The 22,029-nt window shown below is 67.9% G+C and carries 24 protein-coding genes; 12 read left to right on the forward strand and 12 right to left on the reverse strand.

Features of this window, described 5'->3' with window-relative positions; all coding sequences use genetic code 11:
* The first annotated feature begins 6 nt into the window (after nucleotides 1-6).
* The 4 genes from N536_RS0113955 to N536_RS0113970 all read left to right on the forward strand — a co-directional run bounded on the left by N536_RS0113955 (nucleotide 7) and on the right by N536_RS0113970 (nucleotide 4,617).
* On the forward strand, nucleotides 7-360 hold the full coding sequence (locus N536_RS0113955) for a DUF485 domain-containing protein (RefSeq protein ID WP_029114165.1): 354 nt from the start codon (nucleotides 7-9) through the stop codon (nucleotides 358-360).
* A complete protein-coding gene (locus N536_RS0113960) occupies nucleotides 357-1,988 on the forward strand; it encodes a cation acetate symporter (protein WP_036436400.1) in 1,632 nt (543 codons plus the stop codon). Before N536_RS0113955 ends, N536_RS0113960 begins: the two co-directional genes overlap by 4 nt.
* A 73-nt stretch (nucleotides 1,989-2,061) precedes the next feature.
* Nucleotides 2,062-3,252 (forward strand): MFS transporter, encoded by a 1,191-nt coding sequence (locus tag N536_RS0113965; protein ID WP_036436402.1) that lies wholly within the window; start codon nucleotides 2,062-2,064, stop codon nucleotides 3,250-3,252.
* A gap of 48 nt (nucleotides 3,253-3,300) precedes the next feature.
* A complete protein-coding gene (locus tag N536_RS0113970; protein ID WP_029114168.1) occupies nucleotides 3,301-4,617 on the forward strand; it encodes an acyltransferase in 1,317 nt (438 codons plus the stop codon).
* Here the strand turns inward: N536_RS0113970 and N536_RS42595 are convergent.
* Together N536_RS42595 and N536_RS0113980 are read right to left on the reverse strand one after the other, a co-directional pair.
* Nucleotides 4,614-4,781, reverse strand: coding sequence for a DUF5302 domain-containing protein (locus N536_RS42595; RefSeq protein WP_197040138.1), 168 nt, complete (start codon nucleotides 4,779-4,781; stop codon nucleotides 4,614-4,616). The genes N536_RS0113970 and N536_RS42595 overlap by 4 nt on opposite strands.
* Before the next feature lie 61 nt (nucleotides 4,782-4,842).
* Nucleotides 4,843-5,286 carry a PPOX class F420-dependent oxidoreductase gene (locus N536_RS0113980; protein WP_029114169.1) on the reverse strand — a complete coding sequence of 148 codons (444 nt, stop codon included), beginning with the start codon at nucleotides 5,284-5,286 and terminating at the stop codon, nucleotides 4,843-4,845.
* 116 nt (nucleotides 5,287-5,402) lie between these two features.
* On the opposite strand from N536_RS0113980, the gene N536_RS0113985 reads away from it, so the two are divergent.
* A complete protein-coding gene (locus N536_RS0113985; protein WP_029114170.1) occupies nucleotides 5,403-5,927 on the forward strand; it encodes a DUF1697 domain-containing protein in 525 nt (174 codons plus the stop codon).
* Nucleotides 5,928-5,947: 20 nt separating this feature from the next.
* Complete coding sequence (locus N536_RS0113990) at nucleotides 5,948-6,781, forward strand: class I SAM-dependent methyltransferase (protein ID WP_029114171.1); 834 nt, start codon at nucleotides 5,948-5,950, stop codon at nucleotides 6,779-6,781.
* On the opposite strand, the gene N536_RS0113995 is transcribed toward N536_RS0113990, so the two are convergent.
* A complete protein-coding gene (locus N536_RS0113995) occupies nucleotides 6,782-7,147 on the reverse strand; it encodes a GntR family transcriptional regulator (RefSeq protein WP_029114172.1) in 366 nt (121 codons plus the stop codon).
* A 36-nt stretch (nucleotides 7,148-7,183) separates the two neighbouring features.
* On the opposite strand from N536_RS0113995, the gene N536_RS0114000 reads away from it, so the two are divergent.
* Nucleotides 7,184-7,897, forward strand: coding sequence for an NAD-dependent deacylase (locus N536_RS0114000; RefSeq protein ID WP_029114173.1), 714 nt, complete (start codon nucleotides 7,184-7,186; stop codon nucleotides 7,895-7,897).
* A 14-nt stretch (nucleotides 7,898-7,911) separates the two neighbouring features.
* Here the strand turns inward: N536_RS0114000 and N536_RS0114005 are convergent, their stop codons facing one another.
* Complete coding sequence (locus N536_RS0114005; protein WP_029114174.1) at nucleotides 7,912-8,598, reverse strand: TetR/AcrR family transcriptional regulator; 687 nt, start codon at nucleotides 8,596-8,598, stop codon at nucleotides 7,912-7,914.
* 1 nt (nucleotide 8,599) lies between these two features.
* A complete protein-coding gene (locus tag N536_RS0114010; protein ID WP_029114175.1) occupies nucleotides 8,600-10,927 on the reverse strand; it encodes an MMPL family transporter in 2,328 nt (775 codons plus the stop codon).
* A 170-nt stretch (nucleotides 10,928-11,097) separates the two neighbouring features.
* On the opposite strand from N536_RS0114010, the gene N536_RS0114015 reads away from it, so the two are divergent.
* Together N536_RS0114015 and N536_RS43340 are read left to right on the forward strand one after the other, a co-directional pair.
* The gene (locus N536_RS0114015; protein ID WP_029114176.1) at nucleotides 11,098-11,649 is read left to right on the forward strand and encodes a DoxX family protein; all 552 of its coding nucleotides are present in this window, start codon (nucleotides 11,098-11,100) and stop codon (nucleotides 11,647-11,649) included.
* Between the two features lie 82 nt (nucleotides 11,650-11,731).
* Nucleotides 11,732-11,854: a hypothetical protein gene (locus N536_RS43340; RefSeq protein WP_155948591.1), complete on the forward strand. Its 123-nt coding sequence runs from the start codon at nucleotides 11,732-11,734 to the stop codon at nucleotides 11,852-11,854.
* A 156-nt stretch (nucleotides 11,855-12,010) separates the two neighbouring features.
* Here N536_RS43340 and N536_RS0114025 read toward each other — a convergent pair whose 3' ends face one another.
* The 3 genes from N536_RS0114025 to N536_RS0114035 form a co-directional block, all read right to left on the reverse strand.
* Nucleotides 12,011-13,000: a nitronate monooxygenase family protein gene (locus N536_RS0114025; RefSeq protein ID WP_029114177.1), complete on the reverse strand. Its 990-nt coding sequence runs from the start codon at nucleotides 12,998-13,000 to the stop codon at nucleotides 12,011-12,013.
* Entirely contained in the window at nucleotides 13,000-13,752 is a 753-nt protein-coding gene (locus N536_RS0114030) for a 3-hydroxyacyl-CoA dehydrogenase (RefSeq protein ID WP_029114178.1), read from the reverse strand. Before N536_RS0114030 ends, N536_RS0114025 begins: the two co-directional genes overlap by 1 nt.
* A gap of 67 nt (nucleotides 13,753-13,819) precedes the next feature.
* Nucleotides 13,820-14,920, reverse strand: a complete 1,101-nt coding sequence (locus N536_RS0114035; RefSeq protein ID WP_029114179.1) for a CaiB/BaiF CoA-transferase family protein — start codon at nucleotides 14,918-14,920, stop codon at nucleotides 13,820-13,822.
* 108 nt (nucleotides 14,921-15,028) lie between these two features.
* Here N536_RS0114035 and N536_RS0114040 point away from each other — a divergent pair, with 108 nt between their 5' ends.
* Both N536_RS0114040 and tet(V) read left to right on the forward strand, forming a co-directional pair.
* A complete protein-coding gene (locus N536_RS0114040; protein WP_029114180.1) occupies nucleotides 15,029-15,850 on the forward strand; it encodes an enoyl-CoA hydratase in 822 nt (273 codons plus the stop codon).
* 167 nt (nucleotides 15,851-16,017) lie between these two features.
* Nucleotides 16,018-17,286, forward strand: coding sequence for a tetracycline efflux MFS transporter Tet(V) (gene tet(V) / locus N536_RS0114045; protein WP_197040144.1), 1,269 nt, complete (start codon nucleotides 16,018-16,020; stop codon nucleotides 17,284-17,286).
* A 7-nt stretch (nucleotides 17,287-17,293) separates the two neighbouring features.
* Here tet(V) and N536_RS0114050 read toward each other — a convergent pair whose 3' ends face one another.
* The 4 genes from N536_RS0114050 to N536_RS0114065 are packed head-to-tail and all read right to left on the reverse strand — an operon-like array spanning nucleotide 17,294 to nucleotide 20,602.
* Nucleotides 17,294-17,992 carry a type II CAAX endopeptidase family protein gene (locus N536_RS0114050; RefSeq protein ID WP_036436405.1) on the reverse strand — a complete coding sequence of 233 codons (699 nt, stop codon included), beginning with the start codon at nucleotides 17,990-17,992 and terminating at the stop codon, nucleotides 17,294-17,296.
* Nucleotides 17,989-19,134 carry an NAD(P)H-binding protein gene (locus N536_RS0114055; RefSeq protein WP_029114183.1) on the reverse strand — a complete coding sequence of 382 codons (1,146 nt, stop codon included), beginning with the start codon at nucleotides 19,132-19,134 and terminating at the stop codon, nucleotides 17,989-17,991. The genes N536_RS0114050 and N536_RS0114055 overlap by 4 nt, the downstream gene beginning before the upstream one ends.
* A gap of 24 nt (nucleotides 19,135-19,158) precedes the next feature.
* Nucleotides 19,159-19,683 carry a gamma carbonic anhydrase family protein gene (locus N536_RS0114060; RefSeq protein ID WP_029114184.1) on the reverse strand — a complete coding sequence of 175 codons (525 nt, stop codon included), beginning with the start codon at nucleotides 19,681-19,683 and terminating at the stop codon, nucleotides 19,159-19,161.
* A gap of 25 nt (nucleotides 19,684-19,708) precedes the next feature.
* Nucleotides 19,709-20,602 carry a GlxA family transcriptional regulator gene (locus N536_RS0114065; protein ID WP_081809224.1) on the reverse strand — a complete coding sequence of 298 codons (894 nt, stop codon included), beginning with the start codon at nucleotides 20,600-20,602 and terminating at the stop codon, nucleotides 19,709-19,711.
* A 111-nt stretch (nucleotides 20,603-20,713) separates the two neighbouring features.
* On the opposite strand from N536_RS0114065, the gene N536_RS0114070 reads away from it, so the two are divergent.
* Nucleotides 20,714-22,027, forward strand: a complete 1,314-nt coding sequence (locus N536_RS0114070; protein ID WP_081809223.1) for an MFS transporter — start codon at nucleotides 20,714-20,716, stop codon at nucleotides 22,025-22,027.
* The last annotated feature ends 2 nt before the right edge of the window (nucleotides 22,028-22,029 follow it).

Raw genomic sequence — 22,029 nt, forward strand, 5'->3', positions numbered from 1 at the left:
GTCACCGTGTCCGAAACCGACTTTCCACCCCGGGAAGCGCCCACGCCCGGCGGTGACCGGTTCCTGGAGATCCAGGCCAGTTCCGAATTCCAAGACCTGCGAAGCAGACTGCGCCGCTTCGTCTTCCCGATGAGCGCAGTGTTCCTGCTGTGGTACGCGGCCTATGTGGTGCTCGGCGCGTTCTTCCACGACTTCATGGCCACCCCGGTGTTCGGCAACGTCAACGTCGGCCTGCTCATCGGCCTCGGCCAGTTCCTGTCCACCTTCATCATCACCGGCATCTACGTGCGATTCGCCAACCGCGAAATCGACCCGCGCGCCGAAGCCATCAGGTCCGAGCTGGAAGGCCGTGCATCGTGAAACTCTTGGCCGCCACCGCTGAAACGGTCGGCAACCCGGCCGCCAACATCGGCATCTTCGCGCTGTTCGTCGCCATCACCCTCTACATCGTCATCCGCGCCAGCAAGAAGAACACCACCGCAGCCGAGTTCTTCACGGCGGGCCGCTCGTTCACGGGGCCGCAGAACGGCATCGCCATCTCCGGCGACTACCTGTCGGCTGCCAGCTTCCTCGGCATCGCGGGCGCGATCGCCGTTTACGGCTACGACGGCTTCCTGTATTCGATCGGCTTCCTCGTCGCGTGGCTCGTCGCACTGCTGTTGGTGGCCGAATTGCTGCGCAACGCAGGCAAGTTCACGATGGCCGACGTGCTGAGCTTCCGGCTCAAGCAACGACCGGTACGACTTGCCGCCGCGACCACGACCCTGGCCGTATGCCTGTTCTACCTGCTGGCCCAGATGGCAGGCGCCGGCGGGCTGGTCGCCCTGCTGTTGGACGTCACCAGCAGCCTCGGCCAGGCCGTGGTGATCGCGGTCGTCGGCTTGCTGATGATCGTCTACGTGCTGATCGGTGGCATGAAGGGCACCACCTGGGTGCAGATCATCAAGGCCGCCCTGCTGATCGGCGGCGCCGCGTTGATGACGGTCATGGTGCTGGCCAAGTTCGGCGTCAACTTCTCCGAGATGCTCGGCGCCGCCCAGACGGCGGTGTCCGACTCCAGCAGCGAGGCAGTGGCCAAGCGCGACGTGCTGGCACCGGGTGCCCAGTACGGCGCATCGCTGACGTCGCAGATCAACTTCATCTCGCTGGCGCTGGCGCTGGTGCTCGGCACGGCGGGCCTGCCGCACGTGCTGATGCGCTTCTACACCGTGCCCACGGCCAAGGAAGCCCGCCGCTCGGTGGTCTGGGCGATCGCGCTGATCGGCGCCTTCTACCTGTTCACCCTCGCACTCGGCTACGGCGCCGCGGCACTCGTCGGGCCCGACCGCATCCTGGCCGCGCCAGGCGCACAGAACTCGGCAGCACCGTTGCTGGCGTTCGAACTCGGCGGGGTAGTCCTGCTCGGCATCATCTCCGCGGTCGCGTTCGCGACGATCCTCGCCGTGGTCGCCGGACTGACGATCACCGCGGCCACGTCGTTCGCGCACGACATCTACGCCAGCGTGCTGAAGAGCCACCAGGTGACCGAGGCGGAACAGGTCCGGGTCTCCCGCATCACGGTCGTCGTCCTCGGCATCGTCGCGATCGGCCTCGGCATCCTGGCCAACGGTCAGAACATCGCGTTCCTGGTGGCGCTGGCCTTCGCCGTTGCCGCCGCCGCGAACCTGCCGACGATCCTGTACTCGCTGTACTGGCGGCGGTTCAACACCCGCGGCGCCCTGTGGAGCATGTACGGCGGCCTGATCTCGACCATCGTGCTGATCATCTTCTCCCCCGCCGTATCGGGCGCGAAGACGGCGATGCTGCCCAGCCTGGACTTCGCCTGGTTCCCGCTGGCCAACCCGGGCATCGTGTCCATCCCACTGGCGTTCATCCTCGGCATCGTCGGCACGCTGACGTCGCCGGACGACGAGGATCCCGAGATCGCCGCAGAAATGGAGGTGCGGTCGATGACGGGGTACGGCGCGGAGAAGGCCTCAGCCTACTGAACTCAAGCGCACTGACGTCGCGGAATAAGGCACCGGGAAGGCGTCGCTATTCTTCAACGTGGCCGAAACCCCGATGAAGACGCGCTTCGCCTTCCCGCTGTTGGCCTATGCGTTCGCGGCGATCATGGTGGGTACCACGCTGCCGACGCCGATGTATGCGCTATACGCCGAGCACATGCACTTCGCGGTACTCACCACCACGGTGATCTACGCGACCTATGCCGGCGGCGTGCTGTTCGCCCTGTTGGCGTTCGGCCGGTGGTCCGACGCGATCGGGCGACGACCGATTCTGCTGGCCGGCGTGGTGTTCGCACTCTCCAGCGCCGTCGTCTTCCTCGTCGCGGACTCGGTGCCGCTGCTGTTGGTCGGCCGCGTGCTGTCGGGCTTCTCAGCCGGAATCTTCACCGGGACGGCCACCGCCGCCGTCATCGAGGCGGCGCCGCCAGTCTGGCGCACCAAGGCGGCGGCGGTGGCGACGGTCGCCAACATCGGCGGGCTGGGCATCGGACCACTGCTGGCCGGGCTGTTGGTGGAATACGCGCCCGCGCCGCTGCACCTGAGCTTCATCGTGCACATCGTGCTGGCGCTGTTGGCTGGGGCGGCGGTGCTGATCGTCCCGGAAACGTCCGAACGTTCCGGCAGCATCGGCCTGCAGCGACTGTCGGTGCCCGTCGAGGTCCGCACGACGTTCGTCATCGCGGCGCTGGCGGCGTTCGCGGGCTTCGCGGTGACCGGCCTGTTCACCGCGGTGGCGCCGTCGTTTCTGGCCAACGTCGTCGGGATCGACAACCACGCCGTCGCCGGCCTGATCGCCTGCTCGATCTTCGCTGCGTCCGCGGTGACCCAGGTCGCCGCCCGCAACATGTATCCGCAGCGCGCGGTCGCCGTCGGCTGCGCGATTCTGGTGGTCGGAATGGTGATTCTCGCTGTCGCGCTGCACCTTTCGTCGCTGCCGGGCCTGATCGCCGCCACCGTGGTGTCCGGCGTCGGGCAGGGCATGAGCTTCTCCCGCGGCTTGGCCGCGGTCTCCGAACTCACCCCGCCCGACCGTCGCGCCGAGGTCAGCTCCACCTACTTCGTCGTCGCGTACGTCGCGATCTCGCTGCCCGTCGTCGGCGAGGGACTGGCGGCCCAGCACTGGGGATTGCAAACGGCCGGTGTGACTTTCGCGGTCGCCGTTGCGGTTCTGTCGATCATCTGCCTGGCCGCGATTCTCGTGCAGGAGCGACGCTCGTCCCGGACTGAAGTGTCCGCCCACGTTTGAGTGGTTTTACCTATGCCGAACGCGGCGGCGCGGCCCTAGATTCGAGCCATGCCGCTCACGTTTCCCGGTGCCGCCGACATCGAGGCGAGCACTCCCGCCGCCCGCGACCGCGCCATCGACGTCATCCGGATCGCGGCGCTGGTCGGCGTCGTCATCGGGCACGCCGTCATGGCGACCAGCATCATCACGAACGACGACGTGTTCATCTGGGGCAACCTGCTCACCACGTCGGTGGTGTTCCAGGCGCTGACCTGGGTGTTCCAGATCATGCCGCTGTTCTTCTTCGCGGGCGTCGCGACCTCGGTCGGGTCCTACCCACCACCCGGCGGCAGCTGGGGCGGCTGGCTGATGAAGCGGTGCACGCGGCTGTACCGGCCGGTGTTCTACTACCTCGCGTTCTGGGCGGCGGCGCTACTCGTGCTGCACCGGCTGCTGCCCGAGCACGTCTACGAACCGGTCGCCGGGATCAGCATTCAACTGCTGTGGTTCCTCGGCGCCTACGTGCTGGTGCTCGCGGCGATGCCGCTGCTCGCCCGCATCACCACCGTCGCGCATCTGGTGACGGGAACCGTCGGGGTGTATGCCCTCGTCGCGGTGGTCGACGTCGTCCGCGTCACCGCTACCGGCTGGTCGATGATCGGCTACCTGAACCTGGTGGCGTGGCTCATCCCCGGCATGTTCGGGGTGGCGTACCGGCGCCAATTGATCTCCACCCGCGCGGCCGCGCGCCTGGGCTTGGCGATGTTCCTGGTCAACGTCGGCCTGCTGTGGTTCGGGCCCTACGAGCTGAGCCTGGTCGGCATCGAGTCGCAACAGCTGAAGAACATGACGCCACCGTCGTTGCTACTCGCCGGACACGCAATCATGCTGTGCGCGTTGGCCATTGCGGCGGCCCCGGCGATCGGCCGATGGGCGCACCGGCCCAGGGTGTGGCGGCTCGCAGTGATCGGGAACACCGGCGCGATGACGCTGTACCTGTGGCACATGCCGGTTCTGCTTGGCGTGCATCTCGCGTTCGACTACCTCGGTTTCCCGCGGTACCCCGGTCAACCGCACTTCCTGGCGCTCGGTGTCGTTCAGGTCGTCGTGGTGGGCGTGCTGGTGGCCGCGACGTTCGTGACGCTGCGGCCCCTGGAGACCGATCCGCTGCCGCTGTGGGACGGCGGCAACGTCGCGGCGCCCGGCCGGCGCAGCGCAGCGGTGGGCGCGCTGCTATGCATCGCTGGTGCGGCCACCCTGGCCTCGGTCGGATGGGGGCTGAAAGAGCAAGGGCTCTTCTGCATTTCGGTGGTGCTGCTGGCGCTGTTCGGCGCACGGCGCCTCGCCAGCCAGAGCGCTGCCGACGCCGTGGCGAAGGTGGGTTAGCCGCTCTTGCGCCGGAACTCGCGGCGGCTCTGCTCGGGGCCGTGCACCTTCGGTTGCTTCTTGCCGCCGTCCCTGTGGGCGGCGCCGCCCGCCGAGCTGGCCTTCTTGCGTTCCAGCGCTTCGCGGAACTTGCGCTTGTTCTCGTCCTCGGGTTCGTCGGCCATGTTCGCAGGGTAGCGCGCGGACCGCGGCGCCGTCGCGCGGATTACCCACAGTGACGGTGACTCAGCGGATGCCGGGCGGCAGGCCGTACACGTGTGAGATCGGCAGGGTCAGCAGCACGCGGCGATCCTCGACCATCGCGCGCCGGTAGTCGTCCCAGTCGGAGTGCTCACCGGCGATGTTGCGGTACAACGCAATCAGCGCCTCGACGGTGTCGTCGTCCGGTGACGCCGCAGGCGGCGTGAGGATCGCGTCACCCTCGGCCACCGCATATGCCCAGCCGTCGTCGGACCGCACGTGAATCGACGCCCGCGGGTCACGGCGCAGGTTGCGGGTCTTGGCCCGCGGCTCCGTGATCGACACTTGAATGGCGACGTTGCGTGGGTCGAAGTGATAGGAGACGTTCGACAGCTGCGGCCGACCGTCACGCTTGATGGTGGCCAAGACGCCGAGCGAGTTGCCACTGATCACGGCCAACAACTTGTCATCGAATACGAGCCGCGTCATGGCAGCCAGCCTACGACTGCGTGACGGGAAGCCGACCGCTTTGGGCCACCACGTCCCTACGATGAGTGCATGACCGCCAGCCACGGCAGTCCCGCGGGCACGCTGCTGGAGTTCCGATGACGCGCTACGCGGCGTTCCTGCGCGGCGTCAACGTCGGCGGTGTGAACCTCAAGATGGCCGAGGTCGCCGACGCACTGACCGCGGCGGGCTTCACGGCCGTCAAGACCGTACTCGCCAGTGGCAACGTGTTGCTGGACAGCACGTCGTCGGTGACGGCCGTGCGCACGAAAGCCGAAGCGGCGCTCCGCGAGACGTTCGGCTACGACGCGTGGGTACTGGCCTACGACCTCAAGACCGTCGCAGCGATTTCCAAGGCCTACCCCTTCGAGCGAGAAGTCGAGGGATACCACTCCTACGTCACGTTCGTCACCGACGCGAAGGTGCTCGACGAACTCGCGGAGCTGGCCGCCGACCCGGGTCCCGACGAGAAGATCGAGCGCGGCAAAGGCGTGCTCTATTGGCAGGTATCCCGCGCCGGCACGCTGAACAGCACGATCGGCAAGACCATGGGCAAGAAGCGGTACAAGTCGTCGACGACCACCCGGAACCTCCGAACCATCGACAAGGTCTTGAAGGCCTGAGCTTCGGTAAGTTCGCGACCGTGAATTCAACACCCAGGATCGACGGTGCCGCACTGACCGGTGTCTCCGAGACCGCCTTGCTGACGCTGAAGGTCCGGGCGACCGAAGCCCGCAGACCCGACGGCGTCATCGACGATCCGATGGCGATCCAACTGGTCGACGCCATCGACTACGACTACGCCAAGTTCGGCTTCACCCGGCGCCAGGACATGGCGCTGCGCGCACTGGCCTTCGACGCGGCGACCCTCTCGTATCTATCGGACCACCCGGCGGCCACGGTCGTCGCGTTGGCGGAGGGCTTGCAGACCAGCTTCTATCGCATCGAAGCAAGCGGGGTGAGCGAGCGATTCCGCTGGCTGACCGTCGATCTACCGCCCATCGTCGACCTGCGCAACCAGCTGTTGCCGACGTCGGAGCGGGTGACGGTGTGCGCGCAGTCCGCGCTGGACTACGGGTGGATGGACGCCGTCGACCAGTCCGAGGGCGTGTTCATCACCGCGGAGGGACTGCTCATGTATCTGCAGCCCAGCGAGGCGATGGGCCTGATCACCGAGTGCGCGAAGCGGTTCCCCGGCGGCCAGATGATGTTCGACCTGCCGCCGTCGTGGTTCGCGTTCTGGGCGCGCCGCGGGATGCGGACGTCGCTGCGCTACAAGGTGCCGCCGATGCCGTTCGCCATGTCGGCTGCGGAGGCCGCGCACCTCGTCGACGTCGTACCGGGCGTCCGTGCGGTGCACGACGTGCCCTTCCCTCGCGGCCGGGGCGCCCTGCTGAACGCAGCGATGTGGATGGTGCAGCGAATCCCGCTGTTGGACCCGGTGCGCCCGGCCACGACCCTGCTGGAGTTCGGCTAGCTAACCGAACGCCGCCTCCACGTAGCGCAGCGCGGTCGCCTTGTTGACCCCCAAGGCGCGCGCGGTCACCACGTAGGAGTGCGCCGCGGACGCCATCGCCGAATCCGACGGGTCCGCGCGCGCCACGAAACTGCCGAATCGGCCTCGAGTTTCGAGTAACCCGGCCGCTTCCAGCTCGCGATACGCGCGCGCGACGGTGTTCACCGCCATGTTCATCTCGACGGCCAGCTCGCGAACAGTCGGCAACCTCGTCCCCGGTGAAAGCCTGCCGTCCCTGATGCCCTCTATGATTTGGGTCCGCAACTGATCGAACAGCGGCCTTGCGGCGCGCGGGTCGACCTGGACCCATTCCCCCAAATCGGTCACGTGCCCAGTATCACAAAAACCGGCTAGTTTGGTGGCGTGCAAGTGACCGTGCTCAGTGGCGCGGGGATTTCCGCCGAGAGCGGGGTGCCGACCTTCCGGGACGTCGAGACTGGTCTGTGGGCGAAGGTCGACCCCTACGAGATCTCCAGCGCCGACGGTTGGCGCCGCCATCCCGAGAAGGTGTGGGCGTGGTACCTGTGGCGCCACCACATGATGAAATCGGTCGAACCGAACGACGGCCACCGCGCCGTAGCGGCGTGGCAGGACTACGCCGAGGTGCACGTCGTCACCCAGAACGTCGATGACCTGCACGAACGTGCCGGTAGCTCGCGGGTGTACCACCTGCACGGCAGCCTGTTCGAATTCCGGTGCGACCGCTGCGACCGGCCCTTTCACGGACCGCTGCCAGACATGCCGGAACCGGTGGAGGTGGTCGAACCGCCGACGTGTTCGTGCGGCGGCATGATCCGGCCCAACGTGGTGTGGTTCGGCGAGGGGCTGCCGAACGAGGCATGGGAGCGGTCGCTCGACGCCGTCACCGCCGCCGACGTCGCCATCGTGGTGGGCACCTCGGCGATCGTCTATCCCGCGGCGGGCCTGCCCGAGCTGGCGCTGGCCAACGGGATCCCGGTGATCGAGGTCAACCCCGAACGCACCCCGCTGTCGGACAGCGCGTCGATCTCGCTGAGGGAGACGGCGGCCACGGCGCTGCCCAGCCTGTTGCAGCGGCTGCCCGCACTACTCGGCTGACTCGTCCGCCGATCTCAGCCCTCCGCCAGTGCCTTGATCCGCGCGACGGCCTCCTGCGGTGGCACGTCGACCCCCATCGCGCCCGTCACGATGTGACCGGCACACACCGACCGCAACGCCCGGTCGGCGAACTCCTCGGCGTCGCCGAATGGCAGGTGGGGCTTCGAGATCAGTAGCGAGGACACCCCGTGCGCGACGGTCCACAGTTCCAGTGCCGCCATCGTGGGGTCGTCGCCGGGCGGGAAGATGCCTTCGTCGATCAGCGCCTCGACGGACGCGCGCATGTGCACGAAGGCCGAGCTGTCTAGCGCCGCGTCGACACTGCTGCCGGGCCGGCCCTCCCCCATCGTGGCGATGCGGTACAGCTCCGGAGTGTCCATGGCGAAGCGGACGTACGCCAGCCCCTGTGCGCGGAGCCGTTCGATGTTCGACGGTTGATCGGCCGCGACGCGTTGCATGACCTCGTCGAGTCGCTCGAAGTACCTGGCGCACACCGCATCTAGCAGCGCGTCCTTGTCCGCGAAGTGCAGGTAGATCGAGGGCGGGGTGACGCCGACGCGCTGCGCCACCGACCGGATCGAGACCGCCTTGGCGTGGCCGGTCTCCAGGAGCAGATCGGTGGTGGCGTCGAGGATCTCCTCGCGAAGCTGCTCACCAGAGCCGCGGGCGGCGCGGCGACGCTTGAGTGGCTGGACCGTCACGCTAGCCAGTGTCCGCTACAGCGACCATGGTGCGGCCGGATTTCGGTGGCGCGCCGCCGTCATCGGAGTCCGTGCCGGACTCGCTGATGCCGATCCGGCGATGCAGCCGGACCAGCGGTCCCGGCGCCCACCAGTTCCAGCCGCCCATCACGTGCATGAAGGCGGGCACCAGCACCATCCGGATCAGCGTGGCGTCGACCAGTACGGCCAGCGTCAACCCGACGCCGAACATCCGCATGAACGACACCTGTGCGGCGATCAGCGCGGCGAACGAGATGGACATGACGACCGCCGCGGCGGTGATCACCCGACCCATGCGGGCCGCCCCGAGCGCGACCGCCTCGTCGTTGTCGGCGCGGGCGAGTCCGATGGCCTGCCGGCCCGACGGAGCGGCGTCGTCGTTGGCCCTCAACTGCAGCCAGTACTCGCGGATCCGGGCCAGCAGGAACACCTCGTAGTCCATCGAGAGGCCGAACGCGATGCAGAACAGCAGCACCGGCATGTTCGCCACCAGGGTGCCGGTGGCGGTGGTGCCCAGCGCGTCGAGATGCCCGTCCTGGAAGATCCACACCAGCGCACCGAACGCCGCAGTCAACGACAAGACGTTCAGCACAACGGCTTTCAGTGGTAGAACGACGCTGCCCGTCAACAGGTACAGCAGCCCGAACATGATCACCGCGATCAGCCCGAGCACCCACGGCAGCCGTTCGGTGATCGCCTGGACGCTGTCGCGGTTGATCTGCGCGCTACCGGTCATCTCGACCGAACGCCCGTCGGGTCCCGGCACCTGGTGCAGGCGATCGAGTTGGGCTCCGGAGGCGTCGGAGAACAGCGGTGCGTTGCTGGCGACGGTGAGGAATGCGCTGCCGTCGACGGCGCCCGTGGCAGCGGTGGGCGGCCCGACCTTGGCTCCGTCGACGAACGCCCCCGTCGGCGCGGACACTGCCCGGACGTCGGGGATACGCGACAGATCGGCGGCGTAGCGCTCGATGTCCGCGGGTGCGAGCCCGGCCGCGTTCGGTACGACGATGCTGACGGCGGTCGAGGAGTCGTCGGCGAAGTCGTTGCGCAACTGGTCGCCGACCTGATGCGCCGACGCCGACGTGGGCAGCACCCGCTCGTCCGGGAAGCCCCACCGCACGCCGAGGAAGGGTGCGCCGAGGGCCAGCAGCAACACGACGACTGCCAGTCCGATGGGGACGGCGCGGCGCATCACGGCCTTCGTCGAGCGGTACCAGAACAGCTGCTCGACGGTCTTTGGCGTCGGATCGGGCCTGCCGGTGATCCGCCGAAACAGGCGGCGCACGTCGAGCCCGTCGAGCCGGTCGCCGAGCAACCAGATGGCTGCCGGGGTGACGATGACCGCCGCAGCGGCCCCGAATCCCACCGTCGCGATGCCGGCATAGGCGAATGACTTCAGGAAGTACATCGGGAACAGCAGCATCGCCGACATCGACAGCCCGACCGTCGTCGCCGAGAACAACACGGTGCGCCCGGCCGTCGACATGGTGCGGATGAGGGCGCGATCGCGGGGCATGCCCTCGGCCAGTTCGTCGCGGTATCGGCTGATGAGGAGCAGCGTGTAGTCGATGGCCAGCGCCAACCCCAGTGCGGTCGACAGGTTGAGCGCGAAGATCGAGACGTCGGTGCCGAACGTGATCAGTCGCAGCACGGACATCGACCCGACGATCGCCATGCCGCCGACGACCATCGGCAGCGCCGCGGCGACCAGTCCGCCGAACACCCACACCAGGAACAGGAAGCTCAGCGGTATCGCGATGGCCTCCATCATCACCAGGTCGCGCTCGGTCTGCGCGTTGATCTGCGCGTACACCATCGCCGCGCCGCCGGAGCGCACGGTGACGCCGTCGCGGTCGTGCACGACGTCGTCGGAGAGCGCCTTGGCGTACTTCTGCGCGTCGTTCTCCCCGCCGGTGATGCCTGCGACGATGAGCCCGGTCTTGCCGTCCTCGCTGGTGAGGCTGGCTGCGGCCTGGGGTGGCACGGTCCACGGTGACGTCACGTTGGCGACGTGGGGCGACTGCTTCAAGTGGTCGACGATGTCTCCTGCGACGGCCTTGGCGTTCGACGCGTTGACGCCGTCGGGCGCGGTCACCGTGATGAGCAACTGCATGTCACCCTGGTCGAACTTCTCGGTCAGCAGCTTCGTCGCCTGGGCCGACTCGGACGTCGGGTCCTGAAAGCCACCCGCCGAGAGGCTCTTGGCCACCGGTATGCCGAACACCGCAGCCGCCACCATGACGAGAGCCGCCACGACGAGGATGCGCCGCGGGGCGGCGATGGCCAGTAAGGCGATTCTGCGCAACATGTTCGGGTCCTCCCGAATGACGACAATACCGATGTTAAGTTATCAACGGTAACTTGAGCCCGTCAACGACTACCTCCTACCCGTCTACCACGGCATCGACCGCCCGGACGTTCACCGATTCGACTCACGAGGCTTTCCGAGCGTCTTCCCAGACACCTAGGCTCCTTGCCATGGCAACGACCGAAGTGATCTCGACCAGGCACGACCATCACCAGACGGACTCACTGAGTTCATTCGGCCTGCTCGTGCTCCGCATCGCCACCGGCGCCACGATGCTGCAAGCCGGCCTGATCAAGGCCTTCGACCTCGACGCCGCCGTCTCCTTCATGGAAGGCAGCGGCTGGAAGATGTCGAAGTTCGCCGCGATCCTGGTCACCGCCGCCGAGACCGCGGGCGGAATCGGGCTGCTCTTGGGTTTGCTGACACCGATAGCGGCGTGCGCCATCATCGCCGCGATGATCGACGCGTGGGCCGTGAACGTCTCGGCGGCAGCGTTCTGGTCGGACCCGTTCAACGTGCCGTTCCTGGCGGGATTGGGCGCAATGACCCTGCTCTTCACCGGTGCGGGCGCCTACTCGGTGGATGCCAAGGTGTTCGGCCGATCGCGCTGGCCCGGCTTCGTCACCGTCGCGCTATTCGTCGTGGCAATCGCCGCCGCAGTAGCCACCTGGGTCTTGCTGAACGGAACCAATCCGATTCACTTGGAGAAGTCGGCGGCCTGAACCTACTCCGAGGTAAGAATTGCCACCGTAGTCACAATCGTGACTCAATGAACTCTTAATAGTGATGGTTACTGTCCAGTACATGTGGATCGACGACACCAGTGCAGATGTCATCAAGGTTGACTTCGAGGCGCTCTACCACGGAGATTTCCTGGTCGAGGGCGACACCTCCGAGCAGTTCCCCGACTTCGCCCAAGCGGTCTGACGTTACGCACGCCGTTGGCGTGCAGCTAGACCCCTGACATGCGGTGATTCCGCGTATGAGGCCGCCACGGGGCCGAACGGTCCACCCATATGTCTTGACACGAAAGAGCCGCCGATGGATGCCATCGGCGGCTTCTTCGTCCCTAGCGGCTCCTCCTTAGACGGTCGCCGGAGCCGTCACCATTCCGGCGAGCCGGCCGTTGATCAGTTCCTCGGCCTCGCCAACGATCCTCGAGACCAGCTCCGCGACCGTCGGGATGTCGTCGATCAGCCCCATCACGGTGCCGACGGTCCAGATCCCGGCGTCGACGTCACCCTCGTCGAACACCCGCCGCCCGCGCACCCCGGCCACCAGATCCTTGACGTCCTCGAACTGGCCGCCGACCTTGAGGATCTCCACCACCTCGCGCGACACCACGTTGCTCGCGACGCGCGCCGTGTTGTGCAGGCTGCGGAAGATGAGCTCGGTGCCCCGCTCGTCGCCCGCGACGATGGCTTCCTTGACGTTCTGATGGATGCACGACTCGACCGTGCACATGAATCGCGTGCCCATGTTGATGCCGTCGGCGCCCAACGCCAGCGCCGCGACCAGACCGCGGGCGTCACCGAAGCCGCCGGAGGCGATCATCGGGATCTCGATCTGCTTGGCCGCCGCAGGAATCAGCACCAGACCCGGTACGTCGTCCTCACCCGGATGGCCCGCGCACTCGAAACCGTCGATGCTGATGCCGTCGACACCCAGGCTCTGCGCCTTCACCCCGTGCCGCACCGAGGTGCACTTGTGCAGCACCTTGATGCCGTGATCGTGGAACATCGGCAGATGCGGCGCCGGGTTGGATCCTGCCGTCTCGACGATCTTGACGCCGGAGTCGACGATCACCTGCCGGTACTCGTCATACGGCGGTGGGTTGATCGACGGCAGGATCGTCAGATTCACCCCGAACGGCTTGTCCGTCAGCTCGCGGGTCTTGTCGATCTCGCGGGCCAGGTCGGCCGGCGTCGGCTGCGTCAGCGCAGTGATGAATCCGAGCCCGCCCGCATTGGCAACGGCTGCAACGAGTTCGGCGCGGCCGACCCACTGCATGCCACCCTGCGCGATCGGATGCTCGACACCGAAGACCTCGGTGAACTTCGTCGTGATGGCCATCAGCGCGGCGCCATCCGGATGGCCCCGTCCAGGCGGATCACTTCACCGTTGAGCATCGGGTTCTCGACGATGTGCACGGCCAGCGCGCCGTACTCGTCGGGATCGCCGAGGCGGGCCGGGTGCGGCACCTGCTGGCCAAGGGAGCGCTGCGCCTCCTCGGGCAGGCCGGCGAGCAACGGCGTCTTGAACAACCCCGGCGCGATGGTGACGACGCGGATCAGGCTGCGCGACAGGTCGCGTGCGATCGGCAGCGTCATGCCGACGACGCCGCCCTTGGATGCCGAGTAAGCGGCTTGGCCGATCTGACCGTCGAACGCCGCGACCGACGCGGTGTTGATGATGACACCACGCTCCTCGCCGACGGGCTCGGTCTTGGCGATCCGCTCGGCGGCCAAGCGCAGCACGTTGAACGTGCCGATCAGGTTCACCTCGACGACCTTCCGGAACCCGTCCAACGGGAAGGGGCCGTCCTTGCCGAGGGTCTTGATGGCGTTGCCGATGCCCGCGCAGTTCACGTTGATGCGCAGCGGCCCAAGCGATTCCGCGACGTCGAGCGCCTTGGACACGGCGTCCTCGTCGGTGACGTTCGCGGCGACGAACTTGGCGCGGTCGCCGAGCTCGGCCACCACTTCCTCACCCTTGAGGTCGATGACGACGACGCTGGCCCCGGCGTCCAGCAGGCGTTTGGTGGTGGCGAGTCCGAGGCCGGACGCACCTCCGGTTACGACTGCTACGGCGTCCTTGATCTGCACAGATGCATTCCCTTCGGTACGGCGTCAAAGGCCGCGGCACCATGCCCGACCCACTGGTTGGTTGGGACTATACCCAGTCGCGCAGGACGGCTTCGGTGTCGGCGCCCTTTTCACCGGGAGGCGTCGGCGTCGGCGGCACGCTGCGGGAGAAGCGGGGAGCCGGCGACGGCTGCAGGTTGTCGCCGTCCGCAGAGCGATCGTGGAAGAAGGTGTCCCGCTCGGTGATGTGGAGCTCGGTCTCGACCTCGCCGAAGGACAGCACCGGTGTCACGCACGCGTCGGTGCCGTTGAACACCTTCGCCCAGTGGTCGCGGTCTTGAGCGGCGAAGGCCTCGGTGAACGCGGCGCGCAACTCCGGCCAGCGCGCCATGTCGTTCTGACCCGGCAGTTCAGCGGATTCCAGGCCAAGCCCCTGCAGCAGTAGCGCGTAGAACTGCGGCTCGATGGCACCGACCGCGACGTAACGGCCGTCGGAGCATTCGTAGGTGTCGTAGTAGGGCGCGCCGGTGTCGAGCATGTTGGTGCCGCGCTCGTCGGACCACATGCCGCTGGCGCGGAAGCTCCACATCATCTGCGTCAGGACGCTGGAGCCGTCGATCATCGCGGCGTCGACCACCTGGCCCTTGCCGGAGGTCTGCCGCTCCCACAGTGCGGCAAGGATTCCGACGATGAGGAACATCGAGCCGCCGCCGAAGTCGCCGGCGAGGTTCAGCGGCGGAACGGGCCGCTCGCCCTTGCGTCCGACGGCGTGCAGCACGCCGTTCAGCGAGATGTAGTTGATGTCGTGCCCCGCCTGCAGCGCCCGCGGACCCGTCTGCCCCCAGCCGGTCATCCGCGCGTAGACCAACCGCTCGTTGACGGCCTCGCAGTCCTGCGGCCCGAGACCCAGGCGCTCGGTGACGCCCGGTCGATAGCCCTCGATCAGCACGTCGGCCTTGGCGATCAGACGCAGCACGAGCTCGCGGCCCTCGTCGCTCTTGAGGTCGGCGGCCAAAGAGCGCCGGTTGCGCAGCATCGAGTCACGGGTGCCCACGGGCACGCCGCCCTTGCCGGGCCGCTCGACGCGCACCACGTCGGCGCCCAGATCGCCGAGAATCATCGCCGCATGCGGACCGGGGCCGATGCCCGCCAGCTCAATGACTCGCAATCCCTGCAGTGGTCCAGCCATCGCTCAAAGCCCTTCAGCAGTAGTCTCAGTTGACCGCCGACATAGCTTACTTGTATAACCAAGTCGATCGGCCGCGGGCCTCGGCTCGCCAGACAAGAGGCGAGGCAAATGACGACCACCCAGCCCAGTTCCGACTCCTATACCGGCATCGACGATCTGACCGTCTCGCTGGACGATGGGGTGCTGTCGGTGACGCTGAACCGCCCGGACAGTCTCAATTCGTTGACGGCGCCGATGCTCGAGACCATCGGCGCCACCTTCGAGCGCGCGGCCACCGACCCACGCGTCAGGGTGGCGCGATTCGGCGGCGCGGGCCGCGGTTTCAGTTCCGGGGCGGGCATCGGCGAGGCGGATCACGCCAACCCCGGCGCAGGCGGAACTCCCGACGACGTCCTCGCCGCGGCCAACCGCGCCGTCCGCTCGATCGTGGCACTGCCCAAGCCGGTGGTCTCGGTGGTGCAGGGACCGGCGGCGGGCGTCGGTGTTTCGCTAGCCATTGCGGCCGACGTCATCCTCGCCTCCGAAAAGGCTTATTTCCTATTGGCTTTCACCAAGATCGGGCTCATGCCCGACGGCGGCGCGTCGGCACTGGTGGCCGCGGCGATCGGCCGAACCCGGGCGATGCGGATGGCACTGCTGGCCGAACGGATGTCCGCGGCGGAGGCGCTGGCGACGGGTCTGGTCAGCGCGGTGCACCCGGCCTCGGAGCTCGACGCCGCGGTGGACGACGTGATCGACCGGCTGAAGTCCGGCCCGGCCGTCGCGCTGCGCAACACCAAGCAGGCGATCAACGCCGCGACGCTGACCGAGTTGGAGGCCTCGTTTGGGCGCGAGACGGAGGGTCAACTGACGCTGTTGCACTCCGGCGACTTCCGCGAGGGCATCAAGGCGTTTCAGCAGCGCCGGCCGGCCAACTTCACCGACGACTGAGCCGCAGCTTCGCGAAACTGAGGCCACGCAACAAAAGTGCGAGTGGGTTGTTGCGTGGATTCAATCTCGCGGTGACGGGACAGCTCCGGAACGCCGCACGCAACGAAAATCGCTCGACTCGACGGGGTCCGATGCGCCACCATCGTTAGGTGAGTACGCAATTCGACATCGAACAGCCGGTCCGGGGCACCGGCGGCTGGCGCGTGCTCGCACCGTTCCAGGTCCGCGAGTACCGCTTCCTGATCGGTGCCGTCGCCCTCTCGATCTTCGCCGAGGGCATGTGGGCGGTCGTCATGGCGCTGCAGGTGATCGAGCTGTCCAACGACCCGACGTCCCTGTCGATCGTCGCGACGTGCCTCGGCGCAGGACTCGTCGCCTTCGTACTGGTCGGCGGAATCGCAGCCGACCGCCTCAACCAGCGCAGCATCATCATCGTCGTCGAGACCGTGAACGTGATCGTGGTGTCGACCGTGGCGGTGTTGAGTTCGACTGGCGTGCTGCGGATCTGGCACATGGCCGCCGCCGCGGCGGTGCTGGGCATCGCTGCTGCGTTCTTCTTCCCTGCCTACAGCGCACTGCTTCCGCGGATTCTGCCCGCCGAGCAGCTGCTGGCCGCCAACGGCGTCGAGGGCGTGGTGCGTCCGGTGTTCCAGCGCGCCGTCGGCCCGGCGATCGCCGGGCTGGTGGTCGGGGCGACCTTCCCAGCGCTCGGCGCGTACGTCGTCGCGGCGCTGTTCGCCATCGGTCTGGTGCTGCTGATTGCCACGCGCCCGGCCACGACGAACTCGGCGCCGACACACGACGGTGAGCGCGCACACGTCTTGCGTGACCTGCGCGAGGGCTTCTCGTTCGTCTGGCGCACCCCGTGGCTGTTGTGGACGCTGCTGTTCGCCAGCATGTTCGTGCTCGTCGTGCTCGGTCCGATCGAGGTGCTGCTGCCGTTCATCGCGCAGGATCGCTTCGCCGACGGCGCGAGGGCGTACGGGTTCATCCTGGCGTTCTTCGGCGTGGGCAGCGCTCTCGGTGCGCTGGCGGTGTCGTCGCGGCGGCTCCCCCGGCGCTACCTGACCGTGATGATGGTGATGTGGGGCGCGGGTTCGTTGCCCCTGGTGGTCGTCGGCATCACGTCGTCGTTTCCCGCCATGGCCGCCGCGACGTTCGTCGTCGGCGTGACCGACGGTGCGGGGATGGTGATTTGGGGAACGCTGCTACAGCGGCGGGTGCCGACGGCGATGCTGGGCCGGGTGTCGAGCCTGGACTTCTTCGTCTCGCTGGCATTCATGCCGGTGTCGTTCGCGATCGTCGGTCCGCTGTCGAAGGTGGTGTCGATGGAGGCGATCTTCCTGGCGGCCGGCATCGTGCCGGTACTGCTCGGGGCGATCGCCATGGCGGCGGCGCGGATGCCGCGCGACGAGATCGCCCACCCGCTGCGGTAATTCGCCGTCAGACGCCGAACATCGGCGGTAGTGCCAGCACCATGACCAGACCCCAGAAGAAGTGGGTCAGCATGGGGGCGAGCACTCCGCCGGTGATTCGGCGTTCGTAGGCGCACACCGCGCCGAGGATGATGCCGGCGAAGCCCAGCATCGGGTTGCCGGCGGCCGATACCGCGATGACGTAGACGAGCGTCGACGCCGCCTCGGGATGGAACCCGCCGAGTGAGGTGTACAGGGCGCCGCGGAAGAACATCTCCTCGGCGATGCCGTTGATGACCGTGATGAGCACGACGAGCCACAGCGCGCCGGTGTTGGAGAACTCGAGCACCCGCACGACGAAGTCGCGGACGGGATCGATCTCGCGTGCCACCAACCCGCCGACGATGAACACGGCACCAAGGAGCAGGCCCACCACGGTCCCGGTGATGACGGGTCGCCGATTGCGGCCGCGGAAGCGCACGCATCCCAGATGCAGCGGACCAGACGCCAACGCGCCCACCGCCCAGACCGCGGCCAGCGCCAAGGTGAGCAGGATGAACGAGCCGTCACCGGGGGGACGGTTGAGCGAGAACCCAAGCAGTGTCGCGCCGATGACCAGCACGACCACCACGACGATGCGGCGCCTGCGGATCGTCGACGGCGGCTCGCTGGACGGCACGGCGGCGGAGGCGACGATTTCGCCGATCTCCGTCACCAACCGCGTCACGACATGCCCTTCGGTGCGAGACCGATCAGTGCGTCGAGTCCCGTCCGCACCGCAGCGGCGGCGGGGCCGGGCATGGCGTCGAAGAGTCCGAGGGCGGGTCTCGTCGATGCGGGCGTCACCATGGCGGCGAGTTGCCTGATGCGCGATACGTCGCCGCCGGCCCAGTCCGGGTCGGTGTCGGCGAGGTGGTGAAAGTCGGCCAGCGCGTTGACCGGAAGCCGCCGCCGGCTCGACAGCGCGCGGGCAATGGCATCGTCGATGCCGACCAGACCGCCGTCGGGGGCGGGCACCAGACCGGCCAGCCCCTGCTCGGACGCCATCATCGGATGATCAAGGGATTCAACGAGATCCGCCGCGAGACCGCCGGGCACAGGCAATGCCACCGCCGTCATGCGCGACAACAGCGCCGTGGGCACGCCCCACACCGGAACGCCTGCCCGCCACTTCCCCGACAGCCGTGCGTAGGCCAGCATCAGATCGCGGTAGGTGGTGGACTCGGGCCCTCGGATGTCGTAGGCACCGGCGGGCACGTCGTCGGCGTCCGCGGCCGCGACGAGGTAGTGCAGCACGTCGCTGATGGAGATCGGGTCGATCGGGTGGTTCACCCAGTTCGGCATCGGGATCAACACGAAGCGGTCGCCGACGTAGCGCAGCATCTCGAACGACGTCGAACCGGCGCCGATGATCATCGCCGCGCCGAGCCACACCACCTCGGGACCGTCGTCGAGCGACAGCGCGTGGGCCACCTCGGCGCGGCTGGCGAGGTGTTCTGACAGCGCGTCGCCGTCGGGCACGAAACCACCCAGGTACACGATGCGACGGACTCCGGCGTCGCGTGCGGCGGCGGCCACGTTGGCGGCGGCGCGGTTGTCGGCGTCGCGGAAGTCGGGTTGCCCGATGCCGTGGACGAGGTAGTAGACGACGTCGACGGGGCCGGCTTCGGCGAACGCCAGCTTCGCGGAAGCCGCATCGTGGGCGTCGAGTGAGACCGACGTCACATCGTCATACCAGCCGAAGTCAGCCAACTTGGCGGCGTCCCGACTGGTCGCAACGACGTCGTGTCCGTCCGCCAACAGGGCGCTCACCAGCCGTGAGCCAACGTAGCCGGTAGCGCCGGTAACCAGGGTTCGCACGTCGTTCACCGTAGGGCTGTACCCACTGCGACGCTATTGCATTGCGTCGCGGTGCAACTCGATGAGTCCCTGATACGCCTGCGCATTGAGGCGGTTGTGGGCCACCTCGTCGTCGCTGAGGTCACGCCGCACCTTGCCGGGCACGCCGGCCACCAGCGACCGCGGCGGGATGACGGCGCCCTGGGGCACCACGGCGCCGGCCGCGATCAACGACCCCGCGCCGATCGTGGCGCCGTTGAGCACGATCGAGCCCATCCCGATGAGGCAGTCGTCCCCTACGGTGCAGCCGTGCAGCACCGCGTTGTGACCCACGGTGACACCCGCGCCGATGGTAAGAGGGAAGCCGGGATCGACGTGCACGGTCGCGCCGTCCTGGACGTTGGAGCCCTCGCCGATCTCGATGGGTTCGAACTCCGCCCGCAGGGTCGCGCCGTACCAGACGCTGGCACGCGCAGCGAGTGTCACGGGACCGATCACACTGGCGTTGGGGGCAACCCAGGACTCGGCGTGGAGTACGGGGCCGCGTCCGCGGATGGATAGGATGAGCGGCTCTGGCATGGGTGTCATCGTATGCAGAGCGCGCTCAAGCTCCTTGATAGACCTTGCGATAACTCGACGGCGACATGCCGACCCCGCGGCGCAGGTGGTGACGCAGGTTGCCGCCGGTGCCGAGCCCGGAGAGCCGCGCCACCTCGTCGACGGGCAGGTCGTGTGACTCCAGCAGTTCGCGGGCGCGGTCGATGCGCCGCTGCCGGATCCACGTTCCCGGCGCCTGACCGGTCTCCTCGCGGAACCGGCGGCTGAACGTCCGAGGGCTCATGTGGGCGTGCCGTGCGAGCCGCTCCACGGTCAGGTCGTCGTCGAGCCGGCGCAGCGCCCACTCGCGGGTGGCGGCCGTCGACGAGTCGTCGCCCTCCGGGAGGTGGCGATCGATGAACTGCGCCTGTCCGCCCTCGCGCCATGGCGGCACCACGCAGTACTTGGCCACGGCGTTGGCCACCTGCGCGCCGTGGTCGGAGCGAATCATGTGCAGGCACAAGTCGATTCCGGCGGCAAGGCCTGCCGAGGTGAGCACGTCGCCGTCGTCGACGAACAGCACTCGCTCATCGACCAGGACGTCCGGGTGCAGCCGGCGCAGCGCGTCGGCGTGCTTCCAATGTGTGGTCGCGGGGCGCCCGTCGAGGCGGCCCGCCGCGGCCAACACGAACGCGCCTGTGCAGATGGACACCAGTCGCGTGCCCGGCCGGATCGAGTCCAGCGCGGCGCGGACGTCGGGCTCGAGGACGCCGTCATCGCGGGCAGGCGCATAGCGAGTGCCGGGCACGATCACGGTGTCCGCGTTCACGAGCGCCTCCGGCCCCGCAGCGGGCACCATGTCGAAGCCGTGGGTGGTCGCGACGGGCCCAGTGGTCAGGCCGCAGGTCACCACCTCGTAGAGCGGGTTGCCGTCGCCATCCTCGGCGGAGCCGAACACCATCGGCGGAATCGTCGCGTCGAACCCGACGACCGGCGGGAGGAGAAGCACGCAAACAAGATGGGCGCGGTGCACGTCGCTAGTTTGGCATGTTTTTGATGGCTGGTGTCATTCATGCCACTGGCGCGATCGGTTTCCGGACGCAACAGTGATCGGGTGACGGTCACCATTCGAGACGACACCGGACGCCAACCCCGCCTGCACTGGGCCTGGGTGGTGGCCGCCGTGAGCTTCGTCGCGATCCTCGGCGCAGCCGGGTTCCGCTCGGTGCCCGGCGTGATGATGAACCCGCTGCACCACGAGTTCGGCTGGTCGCACGGCACGGTCGGGCTCGCGATGTCGGTCAACATGACGCTGTTCGGCCTCACGGCGCCGTTCGCGGCCGCGCTGATGGACCGCCTCGGCGTGCGCCCGGTGCTCTCGGCCGCGCTGGTGCTGATCGCGTCGGGCTCGGCGCTGTCTGTCTTCATGACTTCGAGCTGGCAGCTGGTGTTGCTGTGGGGCGTCCTGGTGGGAGTCGGCACGGGCGCCATCTCGATGGGCTTCGTCGCGACCGTGGCGACGCGCTGGTTCGAACATCGGCGCGGGCTGGTCACGGGCGTGCTGACCGCCGCAAGTGCGACCGGGCAGCTGATCTTCCTGCCCGTCGTGGCGGAGGTGACCACCCGGCACGGCTGGCGCTGGGCCTCGCTGATCGTCGCCGCCGCGGCGCTGTCCGTGGTGCCGTTGGTGCTGGTGTTCATCCGCAACTACCCAAAGGACGTCGGACTAACTGCCTATGGGGCCACCGCGGACGCCCCGGCCGTGGTCCCGACGGGCAGTTTCCGCGCCGCGTTCGACGGGCTGCGGATCGGCACGCGCGTGCCGGCCTTCTGGCTGTTGGCCGGCAGCTTCGCGATCTGCGGGATGACGACGAACGGGCTGATCGGCACGCACTTCATCCCGGCGGCCAATGATCACGGAATGCCGACGACGGTGGCCGCGGGCCTGCTCGCCACCATCGGCATCCTCGACGTGGCGGGCACGGTGTTCTCCGGCTGGCTCACCGACCGCGTCGACCCGCGCCTGCTGCTCGTCGTCTACTACACGGGACGCGGCATCTCGCTGCTCCTGTTGCCTGCGCTGCTTTCGCCGCACGCCAACCCGAGCACCTGGGTGTTCATCATCTTCTACGGCCTGGACTGGGTCGCCACCGTGCCGCCGACCATCGTGCTGTGCCGCAACTACTTCGGCGCGCGGACACCGGTGGTCTTCGGCTGGGTGTTCGCCTCCCACCAACTCGGCGCGGCCGTCGCCGCCGCGGGCGCGGGCTGGGTGCGTGACCTGCGCGGCGACTACGACCTCGCGTTCTACGTCGCTGCAGGCCTGTGCGCGGTTGCCGCGCTACTTTGTCTGAACGTGCGAAAAGCCCAGGTCATCGCTACTTAAGC

The sequence above is a fragment of the Mycobacterium sp. URHB0044 genome, from assembly GCF_000620625.1.
Lineage (GTDB): Bacteria > Actinomycetota > Actinomycetes > Mycobacteriales > Mycobacteriaceae > Mycobacterium.